The organism is Candidatus Methylacidiphilales bacterium, assembly GCA_028713655.1.
Classification (GTDB): domain Bacteria; phylum Verrucomicrobiota; class Verrucomicrobiia; order Methylacidiphilales; family JAAUTS01; genus JAQTNW01.
Genome location: JAQTNW010000010.1, coordinates 63,187 through 80,501, shown reverse-complemented (window position 1 = coordinate 80,501; position 17,315 = coordinate 63,187). Strand labels below are relative to the sequence as shown.

The window sequence follows — 17,315 nt, the reverse complement described above, 5'->3', positions numbered from 1 at the left end:
CCTTCGAGGTCGTCCGGGCTTCACGCGATATCCTGGAGGAGATCCTGCGCGGTTACGTCACAGTTGTTTTTTCCAATGAAGATGAGGCTGCGGCCTTTACCGGGCTGATGGACGGTTATGAAGCCATGGCCAATCGTTTGGGAACGCTTTGCCCCGTGTCCGTTGTCAAACTCGGCAAGGAAGGGGCCTTGGTTCATGACAAAAGCGGACTGACCTGGATTGATCCTGTCACCGTGGACAAGGCTATCGATACCACCGGTGCCGGCGACCTCTGGGCGGCCGGATTCCTCTATGGATGGCTGAGGGGCAAGCCCTTGATGGAATGCGGGCGCTACGGCTCCATCCTTGGCGCCGAAGTCGTGCAAATCATGGGCGCCGGCATCCCGGATGAACAATGGCCGGGAATCCTTTCCAAAATCCAAAATTCAAAATCCTAAAACCAAAATCCCAATATGGCACTCCCTCTCGAAGACAGTTACGGTGATATCATCGGCAAGGCGATGCGCGGCCTCGGCTTGCTGGACTTGAATATCATGCAGGAAACCCACATGAAAATAGAACAGGTTCGCGCCGCGCGTTCCGGTGCGTTTGAAGAAGCCGATGCCCGCAAGCTGTCCAAGCCCCTGCGCTTGAATGCAGACGCCCTGGTCGAAATCGGACGGGGGACCTATCATCCCAATATAACCAGTATCCCAACCGGTCTTTGCCAGCTCACCTCCAATTTTGGCGGCGATATGCAGGTGAATTCCTACATCGTCTGGGACCCCGCCACCCGGCAGGCTGCTCTTTTCGACACCGGAACAAATCCGGACCAGATTCTCGAAAAATTAAAATCGGAGAACCTGAAACTTGAAAACATCTTCCTGACCCACACGCATGGCGACCACATCGACTGCCTGCCGCAACTTCAAAAGGCAACGGGCGCGCCCACCCATGTCCAGACCAATGGCAACATCGGCCAGGTCCAGCTCTTTGAATGGGGCCAGGGTTTTGCGATTGGAAATTTAAAAATCGAAACACGCCGCACAACAGGCCACGCCGAAGACGGGACCACCTACGTCATCCACGGCCTTGAACAGCCCGTTGCCGTGGTGGGGGACGCTGTTTTTTCAGGCTCAATGGGCGGCGGCGCGATTTCCTACGCGCAGGCGCTCGAAACCAATCTGAAAAACATCTACAGCCTTCCGGACAAAACCCTGCTCTGTCCCGGCCACGGCCCCATCACCAGCGTCGCTCTGGAAAAACAACATAACCCGTTCTACATGCCATAGCCTGCGTATCTTACAGCGCGTTCGCAATGTGCAGGCTAAATGGAGGGATGTGCTTGTCACATCCCATTTTACTCACAAAAACCCGTAACCCGGGATTGTCATCCGGCCCATTAGGCTTAACATGCCCCCTATGAAAAAATATCAGGCTCTCTTGGCAATCTTTTTGGCCGCCGCCCTTCCTCTTCACGCGGAAGCCTTGAGCGACCGAATCGACGAGGCCATTTCCATTCTCGAAGCCAAGCAGGAATCCGCGCATCCCATTCCTCAAAAGCTGCTGAATGATTGCAAAGGCATCGCCATTATCCGGGTTGCGCGCGGCGGCGTTGTTTTTGGCGGCACTCATGGCACGGGCATCGTTCTCGGCCACACCCAAAAACTCTGGGGCACGGGATGGTCGGCCCCCTGCGCCTTCAGCATGAGCGGCGGCTCCTTCGGCGCGCAGATTGGTTTTGAAACCCGCGACTACATTTTTGTGCTCAATACCAATGCGGCCCTGCGCATGTTCACTTCCGATGAAAGCTTGAAGTGGGACGCGACAGCCGCTGCCACAGCCGGGCCGGATTATGTATCCGCGGAAAATTCGCAGGTTTTGGAAGTTCCCATTTATTATTACACCAAGACGGACGGCGCTTTTGCCGGCGCGACATTTGGTGGCACATCCCTGAGCACCGATTCCTCCACGAACCGTGAAGCATATGGCCACGGGGTGCTTACTTCGGATATTTTGAACGGGAGAATCAAGCCCCACAAAGACTCTGCCTCACTCTACAAATTGCTGGGCGGCAAATAAGCCTGTTTGCGTTTGCGACTCAGTCCCAGTTTTACAATCTTTTTTCAGAAGCAGCCACAATTTCCGTGGCATGAAAAAATCCGCGGCCTTATATTGTACGAGCAACTAACTTTTAGTTGTTGCCAGTACCATGCCGAATACAAACAACGACATTTGTGTCCTGCAGCGTCTCGCGGAAGTCATCCGCGACAATCACGCCTTGCAGGCCGTCTGGCTCGATGCGCAGGAACGGAAAATTTCCTTCGCCCATCAACCGGACGCGGATACGGAATCGATCCGGAAAAAACTCGAATCCATCCTGGCGATGAAAACCCTTTTAAAGCCGTCTGACTGCAGCAAGGACGGCTGGCGCCTGAGCTGCCAAACCTGCGGGAACAGCAAACCCGACAAGCTGCCGCCAGGTCTTCGATTGGTCTCCATGCCCGGCTCCGGCGTCATGTTGGAAAAGGAATCCTGCCAGACTGCGCCCCGTTTTTGGAAATGGCAGCAATTCCCCTGGGTCAAGGTGCAACCGCGACGCCTGCTCGACCCCGCGCATTTGCGGGAAGCTGCGGAATGGAAAAAAGCGATGGCCGCCGCCGGTGTCTGTGGCCTGGGCGCCGCCACGGGCTTCATTTTGGAATCCCTCCACGGCGAACACTCCGCCGCTGCCATTGCCGCCTATCTCATCGCTTACATCGCCGGCGGATGGTTTCCCGCTGTGGATGTCTGGGAACTGTTGCGCAAACGCACCCTGGACGTCCACTTTCTTATGCTGTTTGTCGCCGCGGGGGCCGCAGCAGTCGGACACTGGTGGGAAGGCGCCACCCTGCTGTTCCTATTTTCCTCCAGTGGAGCGTTGGAAGACCTGGCCTTGTTCCGGACTGAACGCGAGATCAAAAGCCTGTTCAAGGATGCCCCCAAGGAAGCCAACGTCGTGGAGCCCTCCGGAACGGAAAAACGCATCCCGGTGGAACAACTCCAACCCGGCATGGTGATCCGCACCCGCCCGGGCGAACAATTTGCAGCCGACGCCGAGGTTCTCTCAGGCGCTTCCGCAGCGAATGAATCCAGCCTGACCGGTGAATCGGTTCCGGTCGATAAGCAGTGCGGCGATACCGTTTTTTCCGGGACGATGAATCTTTGGGGTGCGGTGGATTCCCGCATCACGAAAACAGCGGATGAAAGCTCCCTTGCAAAAATCATCCGCTTGATTCAAGAGGCCCAGAGCAGCAAGGCCCCTTCGCAGCAGTTCACGGACAAATTCGGCACCCGTTACACCTATGCCATCCTGACTCTCACACTTGTCATGTTCCTGGTCTGGTGGCTGGTCCTCGGCCTTTCCCCCTTCCTGGATCGGCCTGGAGAAAAGTCGGCCTTTTATCGCTCCATGATTCTTCTTGTTGTGGCTTCCCCATGTGCGCTCGTGCTTTCGATTCCTTCCTCCATCCTGGCGGGCATCGCCGCGGGCGCGCGCCGCGGGGTTCTTTTCAGGGGCGGGGCGGCCATTGAAAAACTGGGGGAAATCAAACGGGTCGCACTCGATAAAACCGGAACCCTGACCACGGGTGAACTCGAAGTCATCGGCATTGAGACTTTGCCTCCCGGGCGGGCAAACGAACTCCTGCAAGTGGCGGCCTCACTCAGCCATCATTCATCACACCCGGTTTCCCGCGCCATCGCACTCAAGGGCAGGGGAGAAAATTTGGCGTTTTTGCCGGTGGAAGGATTCCATTCCCTAACAGGCATGGGCGTGAGTGGCCGCGTCCAGGGCCATGCGGAGGAAATCCAACTTGGCCGGCGCAGCCTGTTTGAAAAACTCGCATGGGTAAAGGAACTTCCGGAACCTGATATTGGAGTAACTGAAACCGTCGTCGTCGCCGGAGAGCTTCGAGGCCGGATTTTGCTTCTCGACACCGTCCGTGAAGCCAGCGCGCCGCTTTTGCGAAAGCTGCAGTCGGAAGGGCTGCGCGTCACCATGCTGACCGGCGACCGGCCTGAAGCCGCCGCGAAGGTGGCGAAGCAACTCGGTCTTGAGGATGTGCGGTCCGGCTTGAAGCCGGAGGACAAGGTGGCCTTCATTCAGAAATGCGAAATGGCGGGCGAACATGTGGCCATGGTGGGCGACGGCGTCAATGACGCTCCGAGCCTGGCGGCGGCCTATGTGGCCGTGGGCATGGGCCTGCGCGGATCGGATGCGGTTTTGGAACAGGCCGACGTGGTGTTGATGCAGGACCGGCTGGAAAATTTCAAATACGCCTATGAACTGAGCCGCAAGGCCAACCGGATCATCAAACAAAACCTGGCGATTTCCCTCGGTGTTATCGCTGTTCTGGTTGTCAGTGCCCTGGGCAGTTACATCCCGCTGACTCTCGGCGTCATCGGCCACGAAGGCAGCACGGTGATCGTGGTCTTGAACAGCCTGCGGCTGTTGTTCTTCGAGGAAAAGAAGGGAAACCCGGGAGAATTCAGAAGTCAGAATTAAGAATTCAGAATGTTAGCTAAAATGGCAAGGCCGTTTTGTCCTTCAGCCCACGGTTTCACGCCGAAGCATTTGCGGAGGCGGATACCCTGGGGGAAATAAAAAAATCACCCCGAACCCTGAATGAATTCCGTCAGTCTCTCGCCCATGCCGCCCCGTCATTGCGAGGAGGAGGGCAAGCCCGACGACGCGGCAAGCCAGAATCCATCAGCGGCGCATACACCACTGCCCAATCACGGCTTGTTCAGAGCTCAAATTCATGCAGGATAGTTGGAGAGGAAAATAACAATTTTTATCCGAAATTATGGGTCTTGGTTTTGTTTTTGTATTTTGGCTGATCATAGCAGCGGCCTGCTTATTCATACTTCTAACTTTTACCGGCTTTTTTATTCTGGGCTGGTTTAAAAAATGGACTTGGCTCAAATGGTTGGCTGGCCTCCCAGCCGCAAGCCTGCTTATGCTTGTTTTGCCTTTTGCAGCGTTCGCGCTGTTGTGCATTGGCCATATTTTTTGGGACTTCTACGGTTTATACCTTTCACACAAACCCGAAACCGAAGACATCACAGGCAAATATGTTTTATGCAAAACATCCGAATTGTCGTTAAGGCAAAGAAAATACTCCCGCATTCCTGAATCAGAAATTATCATCTACCCCTCACGTCTCATCGAATTAAAAAATGTTCCAGATTGCGTCTTTAATGGAACAGGTGAATCCAACAATGGATTTCTTTCAGGTTCCGGGACTTGGGAGATTAAAAAATCTTTTCCGGGCTATAGCCTCAGTTGCAACATTAATGATGGTACCATAAAGCATGGCGGCTACGGAGGCTTAAGCCTTCAAAAGTGGTGGTCAGAATATTTATTGAACTTCACCATTGGTGACCCTGATAACGACGAGACACTTTCATACAAAAAGCAAAAGTAAGGCATGCTTTGGCGGTACATCTGCGGTTAAAAATGTATTCTTTTGCGTCTCTTGTTCGCACACCGGACGAATCCGTCCCTTGGCGGACGTGAGAAAATTGTTGTTCTGCGGAAAGCAACCCCCTTTTCTTCCCCCTTGTCAGGGGGATAAAGGCAGATTGTTTCAATCCTAAATGGTTTTGAATTCGTTTCGTGATTCGAAAGTCTTGTATCCGCGTGGATCCGTCTCATTCGTGGTGCAATTCCAGTTTTAAGCAGCATTCAAAATGCGGATGACTTCGCCATGCAGCTTGGGCCCGGCTGCGACGCAGGAATTACTCTTAAGCACATCCGATCCGTCCCATGCGGTGATGATTCCGCCCGCGCCGCGCACAACGGGGACGAGCGGCAGCAGGTCCCACGGATTCATGATCGGATCCATCATGACATCCGCCAGGCCGCACGATAGAAGCAGGTAGCCATAGCAATCCCCCCAGGTGCGGAAAATCCGCGCGGATTGCCGTAATTTTTCAAACGCGGAAAAATTTTGATGCTTCGCAATATTCGCCAGATCAGTCGCCAACACCGTGGTTTGGGGCAGGGAGGAAGTTTCGCGCACCCGAACCGGCCGTCCATTCAAGCGCGTAACCGATCCGTCTCCAATGCACATTTGCTCCAGCGCGGGCTGGTAAATACAGCCCAGCACCGGTTTGCCCTGGTGCAGAAGTCCAATCAAAGTGCCAAACAGCGGACAACCGGATGTGAACGAAATTGTGCCGTCGATGGGGTCCACGACCCAGACAAACTCCGCCTGTTCGTTTTCGTTCCCGAATTCCTCCGCAATAATTCCATGTCCCGGATAATTTTTATGGATCAATTCGCGGATCACTTCCTCCGCCCGGCGATCCGCCATTGTGACAGGCGTTTGATCGGCTTTGAGTTCAACCGCCAGGTCCGGGTTGAAAAAGAAAGGTCGAATGACCTCGCCGGCTGCGCGGGCTAATTTTTCAATGAACAAAAGTTGCTGGTCTTTCTTCATGTGCATCGCTTGCATGCACAGCTTTAACGCAAAGCGCCGCGGCGTAAAGCTAAAGCGGTCAGGAGGGCGCAAGACGCCAAGGCGCAAAAGAAAATAATTTTACAGGAAGGCCGCAAGGAAACGCGAAGGAGCACAAATTTCTGCGCAGATGAAGGGAGAGGGGAGGGATTTTAAAAATTGGAATCTGTGAAAATCCCCATAATGTGTGAATAACACAATTGCTTAAAACTTAGAAATCCGCCACCGGACGGATTCGCCTGGCGCGAACTTTAAACTTAAAATATGCCATCCCGACTTGCCATTAAGATCGATGTCGATACCGACCGAGGTACGCGCGAGGGGGTCCTGCCTCTCGTGGAATTGTGCCGCCTCCACGGCGTTCCCGCCACGTTTTTCTTTTCGCTGGGCCCGGACAATACGGGAAAAGCGATCCGCCGGATTTTCCGGCCCGGCTTTTTTTCAAAAGTCATGCGCACCCGCGTGGCGTCGAATTACGGGTGGCGCACCATGTTGAACGGAACCCTGCTGCCCGCGCCTCATATCGGCAGGCGCAATGAGGATGTCATGAAAGAGGTCCGCAACCGCGGATTCGAGGTGGGCATTCATTGTTACGATCATTTCACCTGGCAGGATTATGTGAGCGTCATGCCGCTGGCTGAAATACGACGGCAGTTTCAAGCGGCACAGGAGGAGTTTGTGCGGATTTTCGGCGTTCAAGCCCGGTCGGCCGCCGCTCCCGGCTGGCAGTGCAGCCCCGGCAGCCTCGCGGTTTATGACGAGGCCGGGCTTCTATACGCGAGCGATGCGCGGGGTCGGCAGCCCTTCCTTCCGTCCATGCAGGGCCAGACTTTTCGTACGCTTCAAATCCCGACAACCCTGCCGACTTTGGATGAATTATTGGGCCGTCCTGAATTTCCTCCGGAACGGATTGTGCCGCATTATCTCAAGTTGTTGAAAGCGGGCGGGGACTCCGTGCTGACCATTCACGCGGAATTGGAAGGCTTGGCGTATCTTGAGCTTTTCGGAGAGTTGTTGAAGGGGGCTGCAGGGCAGGGCATTGAATTTTATTCGCTGGAGGAAGCAGCGCGAGTGCTGCATCGGGATTCATTGCCGGTTTCGGAAATCAAAATGGGAAGGGTCGATGGCCGCAGCGGTACGCTGGCGGTGGTGGAGGGCAGCGCAAAAACGCTTTTTTAACCACGGATGGAGGCAGATTGACGCCGATGGATACAGTTTTATAAAGGTTCTAGACCTCGGCCAATTCTTCCAGCGCGACGGGGTCGGGCTCGTGTTGGGTTCTGGGCTTTACGCTGGGCTCGAATTGCAGCAGTTCGATTTTTCCTGAAAAATCCTCCACCAGCGCGGTACAACTCTCAACCCAGTCGCCGGAATTATAATACTCCACATTGCCGATTTTCCGGATGGCGGCGCGGTGAATGTGGCCGCAGAGGATCGCGGTTGCATTGTAACTGCGGGCATAATGCGCGACAGCCACTTCAAAGTTGCCGATGAAGCTGACCACATTCTTCACCTCGTTTTTAACATAGGCGCTTAACGACCAGTAGTCGCGTCCGACCAGACGCCTGAAGAAATTGATGAACCCGTTGAGCTGCAGCAAAATCTGGTATCCAAAATCGCCCACATGCGCCAGCCATCCGATGTTTTGGATGACCGTATCCAGTTCATGTCCATGGATGACCAGGATCTTGCGTCCATCGGCTGTTTCGTGAATGGCATGCTTTTGGATGTGGATATCGCCGAACTGGCCGAGGAAATTGTACACGAACTCGTCATGGTTGCCGGGGATGTAAATGAGATGGGTGCCTTTGCGGGATTTGCGCAGCAGCTTTTGGATGACGTCGTTATGCTCCTGCGGCCAGAAAATCCCGCGGCGCAAGGCCCAAATATCGATGATGTCGCCAACGAGGTAGAGGGTGTCGAACTCGTGGTCTCTTAAAAAATCAAGGACGGCGCCAGCCTTGCTGCCCCGGGTGCCGAGGTGAATATCTGAAATCCAAGCGGTTCGATAGTGTGCCATAGGGGTGACTTTTTACAGGTTTAGCTTGTACATCTAACTGTGACTTTTTGGTGTCGGCTTTGTAACAGTTCTGCGACATATCGATAGATAGGGGGTCTTTCCCCTGTTATTCTGCTATAGCCAGCATACTTTCCGTGCTTGTCCTCTCACCCTTGACCCTTGTACAAGAGGTAGGCGAGCTGATTTTTCAAAGTGGCCGAGACATGCAGCCGATGGTGCCAAAGCGCTGTAATATATTGAACATTAACTATGTTAGGTTACTTTAAGATTCATTATTATTAGCAATTTGCTTTGACAAGAAGTTGGTATTATATAGCGTCCTCGCAGAGGAATTCATTCATGAGGATGTTATACAATAATTGCGGCTTTAAAATATTTTCTCTGACTGCCTTGTTGGGCGGGTTGGTTTTGGCTGGTTGTGCTGCCCCCAATCCAAAACCGTTCCAGGACTTTTCGACAGCCACAGCCTCAGTCGACACCGCCACTGACCAAGCCCTCAGTGAGGCCATTGCCCAGAGTCGCGAAGCCCTCATTAATTCCATCGGCCCGAATGACTTTGATCGGCTCAAACTGCATTTCGAGAGCAACAACGGGAAGCAATATTACTGGGGCAATTCCGGAGACGGCTCCTGGAATATCACAGGCCTTGAGAAGAATGACGCAGACATTGAAAAGGGTACAGCGGAAGTAGCCCGTGCCAGACAACCGGGCGACAGCACACAGGCACCTTCCGAAGCATCGAAGTGGATGAACAATTACTATGTGCCACAACGGATGGCCGAAGGCATCAGTGACTTCAACGGCGCCTATCTGAAATACACCCAGGCCTTGGCGGCCCTGGCGGGCAAGGAATTCATCAGCGATGACGATTTCTCAAAAATGGCCGGAAATTTAAACAAGAACCTGAATAATGCCACCCAGCATCTCAAGGTCGGATCAGGCCAGGAGGCAGCCATCTTTTCCACCGCAGCAACAGGAGCTTTCCGTGAATATATCAAATCCCAGCAAAGTGCTGCTCTCCGCAAAGCCATCCAAACCAATCAGAATGCTATCGAGGAATATTCGAATCTTGGTCTTGAACTGACTTACAACCTGTCAGGATATGTGCGTGATGCCTATGTGGCCAAGTTCAAGCAACTAGAGAAGGATTTCGGTTCTGCAGCGCCGGACGAACGCAAGAAGGTGGTGGCAAACGCTGTGACGCTCAACGATTCAACCATCAAGCGGTGGGCTCTATTTGGGGGAATGGCCAAGTTATACGCATCACTGCCCGAATCGCACTCCGAACTGGCCAGGGCGGCTGAGGGTAGCGCAGGCCTCTCCGCCATAGCCAGTATGGCTGACACAGGGGCCAAGCTTTACAAGCTCTACAAAGACCTGAACGACGCCAACGAAAAGGCGAACAAGAACTCAAACTAACCTTCACCTCAAGGAACTTGAACTATGAGCAACCGCATGGACACTCTTATCGCCCTGACGAACGCAAGCGAAATGGCGGACCATCTCATGCGCGTGTGCCGCCACAGTGGAAGACTCGAGGATGCAGACAAATTCCAGGACGACAGCGAGGAATTAGACAATCAAATCAGTCGCCTGCGCATCATAGAATTAGTGGATTGGGCACAAGTGGCCGCCAACAGCGTTAAGAACATCAAGGCTTCCACCACAACACTCGATAAAGTGCGGAAAGATATTGAAAATGAAGTAAACCTTGCAAACAACATCATCTCCGCGCTCGGAGTGCTGGACCAGTTGATTCAGCTAGCCAAAGGCACGCTTGTTTAGTTGGGCCGGGAAAACGGGGCAACAGTCATTTTCCGACAAAAAACTTAAGCTTCTATCGTTTATCAAGATATGACCCCTGACCCATTCTTGCTCGGATGCGGTGAATTGAAGTTTTCAGACACAGGCTGTGTCATCGTTGGGATATTATTATATTACAAGGGAAGGAGTAATCATGGGAATTGATCAATTAAGTTCGTTGGTGGCGTTGATTCTTGCTTTGAGCGTTGCATCGGAGCGTTTGGTGGAGATCCTCAAGGGTCTGAGTCCGTTCTTGAACACTCAAAATGTAAACCCGGTTCTGGAAGGAAGACGGAAGGCCATGTTGCAATTCATGGCCATGCTGGGCGGTGTTCTGACATCGTGGCTTGCTTGGCCCGCAATCAACACAGTCAAGGGACTGGATTCGATCAACCCCTATGCAGGCGTACTCGCCCTGGGCCTCCTCGCGAGCGGGGGTTCCGGCTTGTGGAATTCTGTCCTGACATATTTTTCCATGGTCAAGGAGGTAAAGAAAAATGAGGCGAATATCCAGGGCAGGACCGCCAAAGCCCGGGCGCGATAATTTTGAGTGGGAATAGGGTTGAAATTCCAGTCCAGCTACAAAGCACGGAACGTCATTATGGAATCGGGGCAGGAATCATCTGCAGACTGGCTGTTTCTGGAAGAGTTCCGGCCTTGGGCCTCTAAAATTGCCATTTCCTCCGCGTCCGTCTTGCAGTGGATTCTGTCAGGCATTTCCCTTGTCTTTTGCATCCTTGTCCTGCTTCTTGCGCATTGGGCTCGGACCGATTTGCTGGTATTGAAAATAACGGCAACGTTTTTTCCGCCTGTTGAAGGAACGAATACTCCTGTTTTGAGCGCCAGCGCCGAGCACGTCTATGGATACCTGGGGGAACTGAATCACGGTCTTTTTTATTTGTTTATTGCCCCGGTGTTCATTTGGGTGACATTCCAGTTTTGCCGTCATATAGGCATTTCCACCCATGAAATGATCCGAACCGGCATGATTGAGGAGGGTTTGGCTGGTTCCGTCCAGCGGTTTATACAAAAACTGAACAGGTGTTCACTGCCGATCCTGGCGCTTTTGATGCTTGTGACGCTGGGACTTAATTTCCACAAGGAATATGGATCCATGGATAAACTCGAGTCGGGGGACCTTTCCAAGCATCCATGGAGTTATATCGGATATGTGCAGACTCCCTGCCTCTATCAATGGGTCCAGGATTATAACCAAAATCCCGATGGGGAAACTGGCAGAGCCCGGCTGATTGAGGATAAATTCTACACCCCACGGCTGTCTGCGGCTTTGGCTTCCCAGGTGGCTTTTGAGGCCAAGTATGGCTCATTGGATACAAAACCGTTGGTCGCTTCGCATCTGCTAACAAGAGGCCCTGGACTGGATCCTCTTGTTGTTGGGGTGGATATCCCGCAATCCGCTGGTGAAAAGAGGCTGCTTTTGAAAGCATCTGCAAATGGAGGAAGGGAGAAATTTGACAGGTGTGATTTCCTATTCTATCGCGCATTCCTGATCAGCGCCCTGGTTATGGAAGGCCTTTTCCATGGTTTTTGCGGATGGGCTGCCATCAAAATCATCTTTTATGTTTTGTTGATGTTCAATCTGCTGCCTCACCGGGGGACTTCGGCGTTTGCCCTTAACCCATGGTTGCGTGATACGGAAAAACGGTTCGGGATGGACCCGGTCTTCCGTGTTTATAATTTGATCGCGCTGGCCATTTCGATTGGCGCTTCTTTTCTCTTTTTGCAGGGCTATAACACCCTGGATGCCCGCACTGAAAGCCAGGTTTTTCATTTGATGCCGATTTTGCAAATTCTGGGCCTTGCTGCCGTGGGGTTGGCGCTGCTGTTTTTGCTGGCCGGACCCGCCCTCGTCTTCCGCAGGCAACTTGTTTCCTTGCAAACCGAAGAGGTCAAATCTTTGGAGGGCAATTTGAGGAAGCTCAAGGATGAACAGCATCAAGAGCGAAAAGATTTGATGGAGACGATCAGGTTGATCAGAGCTCAAACCACCTGGCCAAGGACAGACGCCTCATTTTTGTCCACGATAGGTTTTAGTTTTGCCTGCCTACTGTTTCCATTCCCGGCCTTATTTGGACTTGCACCCTCCAATGCCCAGGAATGGGGGACATTGGCCGGTAGAATCACAGAGTTAATCCATGCAATTCTCAAAAGCATGTATCACTTTTGACAAGATGCCCTGCAGAGCTTTTCAGAAGCAGATGAGGCGTACTGGCTACTTTACGACCTTGCGGTGATGGGCCTTAAGGGCTCGGTAACCGACCAGCTTGCGCTGTTTTTCATCCCAGAGCCGGACGTTGAAAGATTTCAGGCTTTTGCGGAGTGTTAGCGGCTTGACCGTTTGAAAGAGGGGCTCGGATTTATGCGCGCGTTCCAGGCGGTAATTCGGAATCCGGGGGCTCAGGTGATGGATGTGATGAAAGCCGATATTGCCCGAAAACCACTGCAAAATTTTTGGGAGTTTGTAGAAGGAGCTGCCCTGAAGGGCGGCCTGTGAGAAATCCCAATTTTCATGCCTTTCCCAGGAAACGTCTTCGAACTGGTGTTGTACATAGAAAAGCCACACCCCGGATGCACTGCCTACGAGGAGGATGGTCAATTGAATGATCAGATAGGCCTTGAGCCCAAAGACCGAGATCAGGAGCAGGGCCATCATGACAATGCCCAGGCTTGTGGCATGTGTCCAGACGCGCTCGCGGTTTTTGGCCTCGGGTGATGGAATGCGATTCAGGACAAGAAACAGAATCATCGGCGCCACAACAAAAAGAACGAATGGATTGCGGGCCAGCCGGTAGGCAAAGCGTCTGGCGCGAGATGACTCCAAATATTCCTGCACGGTCAGGGTCCAGATGTCTCCCATGCCGCGTTTGTCCAGATCACCGGCGGTTGAATGGTGGATGGAATGTTGCCAGCGCCAATGGTGATAGGGTGTGAAAGTGATGACCCCTGTAAAGAACCCAAGGATGTCGTTGGCCATGCGTGATTTGAAATAGGAACCATGTGTGCAGTCGTGGAAAATGATGAATGTCCGCACCAGAAATCCTCCGGCGAGAATTGCCAGCGGGACGACCAGCCAGTAGGAAACAGCCAGACAGAAATACATGAGGCCCCACAGCAGGACATAGGGCACAATCGTGTTCACAATCTGCCATGTACTGCGGCCAATGGAGGGGGTTTGATACTTCTGGACGATTTCCTTCCAGTCATGAATCCCCCCCCCTTGCCCCTGTTCGCCGAGCGAACCCCTTTTGGATAGATCCTGCACATTCACTACATAAATGTCGCATTGTAGAGTGAGATTGCAACCCTCAAAAGAAACAGGGCGTACGCGCGAGAACCTGTGTTCTGTGGCCGGCTTTTACGGGATCTGCAGCACCTGGCCAGGCTTGATCGTATCGCTTGTCAAGCCATTGGCTTGTTTCAGGGCCTGTACAGTCACGCCGTTCTTGTTAGAGATTTTCCACAGCGTATCACCGGTCTGCACGGCATAGGTTTTTCCGGATGTCACAGGTGCTTCGGAAGCGGGGGCCGGGGCTGTAGAGATCGCCGCCGCCGCATGAGGCTTCTGGGGTTCAATTTTTTGTGTCGGCCCCGGATAGTCATAAATTACAGGACGCGAGTTTGAGGCGGCGACGCCGGAGGGCGGCGGGCCTTCCGGTGGAGGGCGGTCGAGGGGATTTTCCGTGGCGGCCGGAGAGTTTCCCGACGATGCGGGGGGCGGCACCTCGCTGACGTTGCGTGAATTACCGGCGCAGGAAGCCAGCCATGCCGCGGCCATTCCAAGGCACATGCAAGATGAAACCTTACGCCACGACATTCGTTTGCTCTGAATCTGTTATTTGGGTTGAGACAGTCCCAACCCCACATCTGATTTTGCCATTATCCGGCTAAATCAGGGCATCTGCAAAACCTGGCCCGGCTTGAGGGCATCGGAAGTCAAGTTATTCAATTTCTTGATGTCCTCGACATGCACATGGTTCTTGTGGGCGATCTTCCAGAGCGAATCCCCCGACTTGACCGTATAAGTCTTGCCCGATGCGGTGGGTGTGGCAGACGCCGTGGATGCGGTGCTTGCGGGCGTTGCGGCGGGCGCGGAAGTGGTGTTGGCAGCGGGAGCTTCCGATTGGGAGGGAGTCGGCAACGGGACTTCGGTGGCGTCATTTTTGTTGCTGGCGCAGCCGAGCGCGACCAAGGACAGGGCAACGGGGATCCAGCGGCAGTAGTAAAAGGTGCTTTTCATCATGGTTACCACTATACGAATTCCAAAAATTTGGCCACTCAAATCTGTGTGGATCGAAAACATGGGCGCTCGGCGTCTGCTGCGAAATGGCATTCCTTAAGCCGCGTTCCGGAGTTCCTTGAGGCGGAGTTGGCCGCAGGCGGCGTCGATATCGTGGCCCTTTTCCAAGCGCACGGTGGCGGAAGCGCCTCCCTGCTTGACGGCCGCCGCGAACGCCCGTACCACAAGGTCCGACGGGCGGCGCCACTCGAGTCCTTCCACCGTATTGTAGGGAATGAGGTTGATTTTGGCGTGAAGGCGTTTGGCGTGTTTGGCCAGCAAGGAGGCCTGTTCGAGGGAGTCGTTGACGCCTTCGATCAGGATGTATTCGAAGGTGATCATTTTATTTTTCCGTTCCTGGAACCAGGCGCAGGCGTCGAGCAGCGTTTCCAGGGGGTATTTTTTATTGACCGGCATGATTTTATTGCGGACCTCGTTGGTGGCGCCGTGCAGTGAAATGGCGAGGCGCAATTGCCGGGGCTGTTCCGCGAGATCGCGGATGCGGGGGGCGAGGCCGCTGGTGGAGATGGTGATATGGCGGGCGCCGATGTTGAGGCCCCACGGCGCATTGATGATTTCAATAGCCGTCATCAAGTTGTTATAGTTGGCGAGGGGCTCTCCCATCCCCATGAAGACCAGGTTGTTGATTTTACGTCCGCCCGCCCGTTCTGCTTCCATGATCTGGGCCGCGATTTCTCCCGGACTGAGGTTGCGCTTCCAACCCTCCAGCCCGCTGGCGCAAAATTTGCATCCGTAGGCGCAGCCGACCTGGGTGGAGACGCAAAGCGTGAAGCGGTCGGATCGTCCTCCGTACAAGGCGGGAGAAGCGGGGATGAGGACGCTTTCAATGTAGTCGCCTTGAGAAAGACGGAACAGGAACTTGCGGGTGGTGTCGCCCGATCCCTGGATGCGCGCAAGTTCGAGGGGTTGCAGGTGGTATTGTTTGCCCAACTCGTCGCGCATGGCGGCGGGCAGATTGCTCATTTCGCCAAAGGTCTTCGCGCGTTTGGCGAAAACCCATTCAATGAGCTGGTTGCGGCGGTATCCTGCGGCGTCAGAGAGTTGCCATTCCGATGGCGGTTGGTCGAGAAGGAATCGGGTTTCGGCGCTCACGGATTTTTACTCAAAACAACCCAGTTGAACCACCAAGGCGCCAAGAGGGAAAAGTCTGGCGAAACAAGTAGTGATCCATGAATTGCAATTAGACAGCCCGCATCCTTGGTGTCTTTGTGTCTTGGTGGTAAAAAATTCAATTGTATGTGTGCCGTCTGATTAAGCCGGGTTTATTTTGCGCCACGGGAAAACAGCACGGCCGGAATGGTCATGAGCAGGATCTGGAAATCCAGCCAGATGGACCAGTTGTCGATGTATTCGAGGTCCATGCCGACCCAATCCTCAAAGTTGGTGACATGATTGCGCCCGCGGATTTGCCAGAGGCAGGTCAGCCCGGGTTTTACACTGAGGCGCCGACGCTGGGCATTTTCAGAAATGGCTTTTGTCTCATAGATGGGTAGCGGACGCGGGCCGACCAGGCTCATTTCGCCTTTCAGGACATTGAAGAGCTGGGGCAATTCGTCGAGGCTCGTTTTGCGCAGCCAGGCCCCAAACGGGGTGATGCGGGGATCCTTGCTGACTTTGAAAACGGGGCCGCTCATTTCGTTGAGGCGCTGGAGTTCATCCTGGAGTTGTTCGGCATTTGTGACCATGGAACGGAATTTGTACATCTCAAAGGCTTTCCCGTAATGCCCGCTGCGTTGTTGGCGGAAAAGAACCGGGCCTTTTCCGGACGATTTGATGATTGCGGCGATGAGAAGCATGGGCATGAAAAAAACCAGCAGCAACGCCAGGGCGCCCGCCCGATCCAGCAGTTCCTTGCAGAGAATTTCCCAGGAATTGTCCGGGGTCGAACTGAAAATCAGGACCGGACGATCGAGAAAATACCCCACTTTGGCGTGGGCGACCCTTGTGTCGAACAGGCCGGTGGCGAGCCAGATTTCAATACCCTCATTTTCGCATGCCTTCACCGTCTCCACCACCTTTTCAAAAGAACTGTATTTGACGTCAAGAATCACAAACTCGATGGCTTCATCGTGGAGGATCTGGATGAATTTTTCCTTTGAGGTGTTCGTGAGGTTGACTTCCCCGGCCGGGTGCAGCCCAAACTCGGGATGATTTGCCAGGTCCTTCCACCATCCGGTGGAACCCGTTTGGTCGGTCACCCGGAGGATGTTTTTGCGGCGTTCTTTTCGGCGGTAAGACAAGCGGCGCTCCGCGAGATATAAAACCTGGCGCAGGAACAGGAAAAGGGTGCAAATCGGCACAAAGATCAGGAAGACCAGGCGGCTTTGCTGGTCTTTAAAGATGAAGAGAAGCACGACCAGGAGCAGAAACAACAGGATGGAGGCTTGAAGGCAGATATTCAGAACCAGGCCCTTATGTTGGTTGACGCCCAGGTTATAAAAGCCAAGCCGGGTCAAAATCAGCGGCGCCAGGAATGCGATGGACGGAAGCCAATAGACATAATCACTCAAGGTGCCGATGTCCTGAAGATTCACCGGGCTGACGGTTGGGCCGATGCTGCTGCGGAGGTAAAAGGCCAGAATGAATGCGATGCAAGCCACGGCGCCATCCGCGCACTGGAGTATGAAGTGATGAATCTTGTGCTTGGTAAAGGGCATGCGATGGCATTATAGCAATTTTTGCAAACTGGAGT

General features: G+C 53.6%; 17 protein-coding genes. 10 read left to right on the top strand and 7 right to left on the bottom strand.

Translation table 11 applies throughout. The annotated features are described in order from the left end of the window. From PHD76_05130 to PHD76_05110, 5 genes are all read left to right on the top strand, one after another. Window positions 1-437 (top strand): PfkB family carbohydrate kinase (locus PHD76_05130; protein MDD5261215.1); only part of this gene is annotated, 437 nt, incomplete at its 5' end. Between the two features lie 15 nt (window positions 438-452). Continuing rightward, a complete protein-coding gene (locus PHD76_05125; GenBank protein MDD5261214.1) occupies window positions 453-1,271 on the top strand; it encodes an MBL fold metallo-hydrolase in 819 nt (272 codons plus the stop codon). Between the two features lie 130 nt (window positions 1,272-1,401). Continuing rightward, window positions 1,402-2,061, top strand: coding sequence for a lipid-binding SYLF domain-containing protein (locus tag PHD76_05120; GenBank protein MDD5261213.1), 660 nt, complete (start codon window positions 1,402-1,404; stop codon window positions 2,059-2,061). A gap of 130 nt (window positions 2,062-2,191) precedes the next feature. Then, on the top strand, window positions 2,192-4,525 hold the full coding sequence (locus tag PHD76_05115; GenBank protein MDD5261212.1) for a cation-translocating P-type ATPase: 2,334 nt from the start codon (window positions 2,192-2,194) through the stop codon (window positions 4,523-4,525). A gap of 301 nt (window positions 4,526-4,826) precedes the next feature. Next, entirely contained in the window at window positions 4,827-5,447 is a 621-nt protein-coding gene (locus tag PHD76_05110; GenBank protein ID MDD5261211.1) for a hypothetical protein, read from the top strand. Window positions 5,448-5,696: 249 nt separating this feature from the next. Here the strand turns inward: PHD76_05110 and hisN are convergent, their stop codons facing one another. Further along, window positions 5,697-6,464: a histidinol-phosphatase gene (gene hisN, locus PHD76_05105; protein MDD5261210.1), complete on the bottom strand. Its 768-nt coding sequence runs from the start codon at window positions 6,462-6,464 to the stop codon at window positions 5,697-5,699. A 282-nt stretch (window positions 6,465-6,746) separates the two neighbouring features. Here hisN and PHD76_05100 point away from each other — a divergent pair, with 282 nt between their 5' ends. Beyond that, window positions 6,747-7,661 carry a polysaccharide deacetylase family protein gene (locus tag PHD76_05100; GenBank protein MDD5261209.1) on the top strand — a complete coding sequence of 305 codons (915 nt, stop codon included), beginning with the start codon at window positions 6,747-6,749 and terminating at the stop codon, window positions 7,659-7,661. A 49-nt stretch (window positions 7,662-7,710) separates the two neighbouring features. Here the strand turns inward: PHD76_05100 and PHD76_05095 are convergent, their stop codons facing one another. Continuing rightward, window positions 7,711-8,502, bottom strand: coding sequence for a UDP-2,3-diacylglucosamine diphosphatase (locus tag PHD76_05095; GenBank protein MDD5261208.1), 792 nt, complete (start codon window positions 8,500-8,502; stop codon window positions 7,711-7,713). 393 nt (window positions 8,503-8,895) lie between these two features. On the opposite strand from PHD76_05095, the gene PHD76_05090 reads away from it, so the two are divergent. The 4 genes from PHD76_05090 (at window position 8,896) to PHD76_05075 (ending at window position 12,493) form a co-directional block, all read left to right on the top strand. After that, on the top strand, window positions 8,896-9,921 hold the full coding sequence (locus PHD76_05090; GenBank protein MDD5261207.1) for a hypothetical protein: 1,026 nt from the start codon (window positions 8,896-8,898) through the stop codon (window positions 9,919-9,921). A gap of 24 nt (window positions 9,922-9,945) precedes the next feature. Continuing rightward, window positions 9,946-10,287: a hypothetical protein gene (locus PHD76_05085; protein ID MDD5261206.1), complete on the top strand. Its 342-nt coding sequence runs from the start codon at window positions 9,946-9,948 to the stop codon at window positions 10,285-10,287. Window positions 10,288-10,459: 172 nt separating this feature from the next. Beyond that, window positions 10,460-10,849 carry a hypothetical protein gene (locus PHD76_05080; protein ID MDD5261205.1) on the top strand — a complete coding sequence of 130 codons (390 nt, stop codon included), beginning with the start codon at window positions 10,460-10,462 and terminating at the stop codon, window positions 10,847-10,849. 57 nt (window positions 10,850-10,906) lie between these two features. Continuing rightward, window positions 10,907-12,493: a hypothetical protein gene (locus PHD76_05075; protein MDD5261204.1), complete on the top strand. Its 1,587-nt coding sequence runs from the start codon at window positions 10,907-10,909 to the stop codon at window positions 12,491-12,493. A gap of 45 nt (window positions 12,494-12,538) precedes the next feature. Here PHD76_05075 and PHD76_05070 read toward each other — a convergent pair whose 3' ends face one another. From PHD76_05070 to PHD76_05050, 5 genes are all read right to left on the bottom strand, one after another. After that, window positions 12,539-13,588 (bottom strand): fatty acid desaturase, encoded by a 1,050-nt coding sequence (locus tag PHD76_05070; protein MDD5261203.1) that lies wholly within the window; start codon window positions 13,586-13,588, stop codon window positions 12,539-12,541. Window positions 13,589-13,681: 93 nt separating this feature from the next. Continuing rightward, complete coding sequence (locus PHD76_05065) at window positions 13,682-14,101, bottom strand: LysM peptidoglycan-binding domain-containing protein (GenBank protein ID MDD5261202.1); 420 nt, start codon at window positions 14,099-14,101, stop codon at window positions 13,682-13,684. A 114-nt stretch (window positions 14,102-14,215) separates the two neighbouring features. Beyond that, the gene (locus tag PHD76_05060; GenBank protein ID MDD5261201.1) at window positions 14,216-14,566 is read right to left on the bottom strand and encodes a LysM peptidoglycan-binding domain-containing protein; all 351 of its coding nucleotides are present in this window, start codon (window positions 14,564-14,566) and stop codon (window positions 14,216-14,218) included. 93 nt (window positions 14,567-14,659) lie between these two features. Beyond that, window positions 14,660-15,715 carry a 23S rRNA (adenine(2503)-C(2))-methyltransferase RlmN gene (gene rlmN / locus PHD76_05055; GenBank protein MDD5261200.1) on the bottom strand — a complete coding sequence of 352 codons (1,056 nt, stop codon included), beginning with the start codon at window positions 15,713-15,715 and terminating at the stop codon, window positions 14,660-14,662. A gap of 170 nt (window positions 15,716-15,885) precedes the next feature. Next, window positions 15,886-17,280 carry a sugar transferase gene (locus PHD76_05050; protein MDD5261199.1) on the bottom strand — a complete coding sequence of 465 codons (1,395 nt, stop codon included), beginning with the start codon at window positions 17,278-17,280 and terminating at the stop codon, window positions 15,886-15,888. Window positions 17,281-17,315: the final 35 nt, after the last annotated feature.

Excerpts from the sequence above, each read along its gene's own strand:
- PHD76_05085 (MDD5261206.1), top strand. The coding sequence starts at position 9,946 with ATGAGCAACCGCATGGACACTCTTATCGCCCTGACGAACGCAAGCGAA.
- PHD76_05050 (MDD5261199.1), bottom strand. The coding sequence starts at position 17,280 with ATGCCCTTTACCAAGCACAAGATTCATCACTTCATACTCCAGTGCGCG.
- PHD76_05095 (MDD5261208.1), bottom strand. The coding sequence starts at position 8,502 with ATGGCACACTATCGAACCGCTTGGATTTCAGATATTCACCTCGGCACC.
- PHD76_05125 (MDD5261214.1), top strand. The coding sequence starts at position 453 with ATGGCACTCCCTCTCGAAGACAGTTACGGTGATATCATCGGCAAGGCG.
- PHD76_05100 (MDD5261209.1), top strand. The coding sequence starts at position 6,747 with ATGCCATCCCGACTTGCCATTAAGATCGATGTCGATACCGACCGAGGT.
- PHD76_05065 (MDD5261202.1), bottom strand. The coding sequence starts at position 14,101 with ATGGCCGCGGCATGGCTGGCTTCCTGCGCCGGTAATTCACGCAACGTC.
- PHD76_05120 (MDD5261213.1), top strand. The coding sequence starts at position 1,402 with ATGAAAAAATATCAGGCTCTCTTGGCAATCTTTTTGGCCGCCGCCCTT.
- PHD76_05110 (MDD5261211.1), top strand. The coding sequence starts at position 4,827 with ATGGGTCTTGGTTTTGTTTTTGTATTTTGGCTGATCATAGCAGCGGCC.
- PHD76_05080 (MDD5261205.1), top strand. The coding sequence starts at position 10,460 with ATGGGAATTGATCAATTAAGTTCGTTGGTGGCGTTGATTCTTGCTTTG.
- PHD76_05075 (MDD5261204.1), top strand. The coding sequence starts at position 10,907 with ATGGAATCGGGGCAGGAATCATCTGCAGACTGGCTGTTTCTGGAAGAG.
- PHD76_05060 (MDD5261201.1), bottom strand. The coding sequence starts at position 14,566 with ATGATGAAAAGCACCTTTTACTACTGCCGCTGGATCCCCGTTGCCCTG.
- PHD76_05115 (MDD5261212.1), top strand. The coding sequence starts at position 2,192 with ATGCCGAATACAAACAACGACATTTGTGTCCTGCAGCGTCTCGCGGAA.
- hisN (MDD5261210.1), bottom strand. The coding sequence starts at position 6,464 with ATGAAGAAAGACCAGCAACTTTTGTTCATTGAAAAATTAGCCCGCGCA.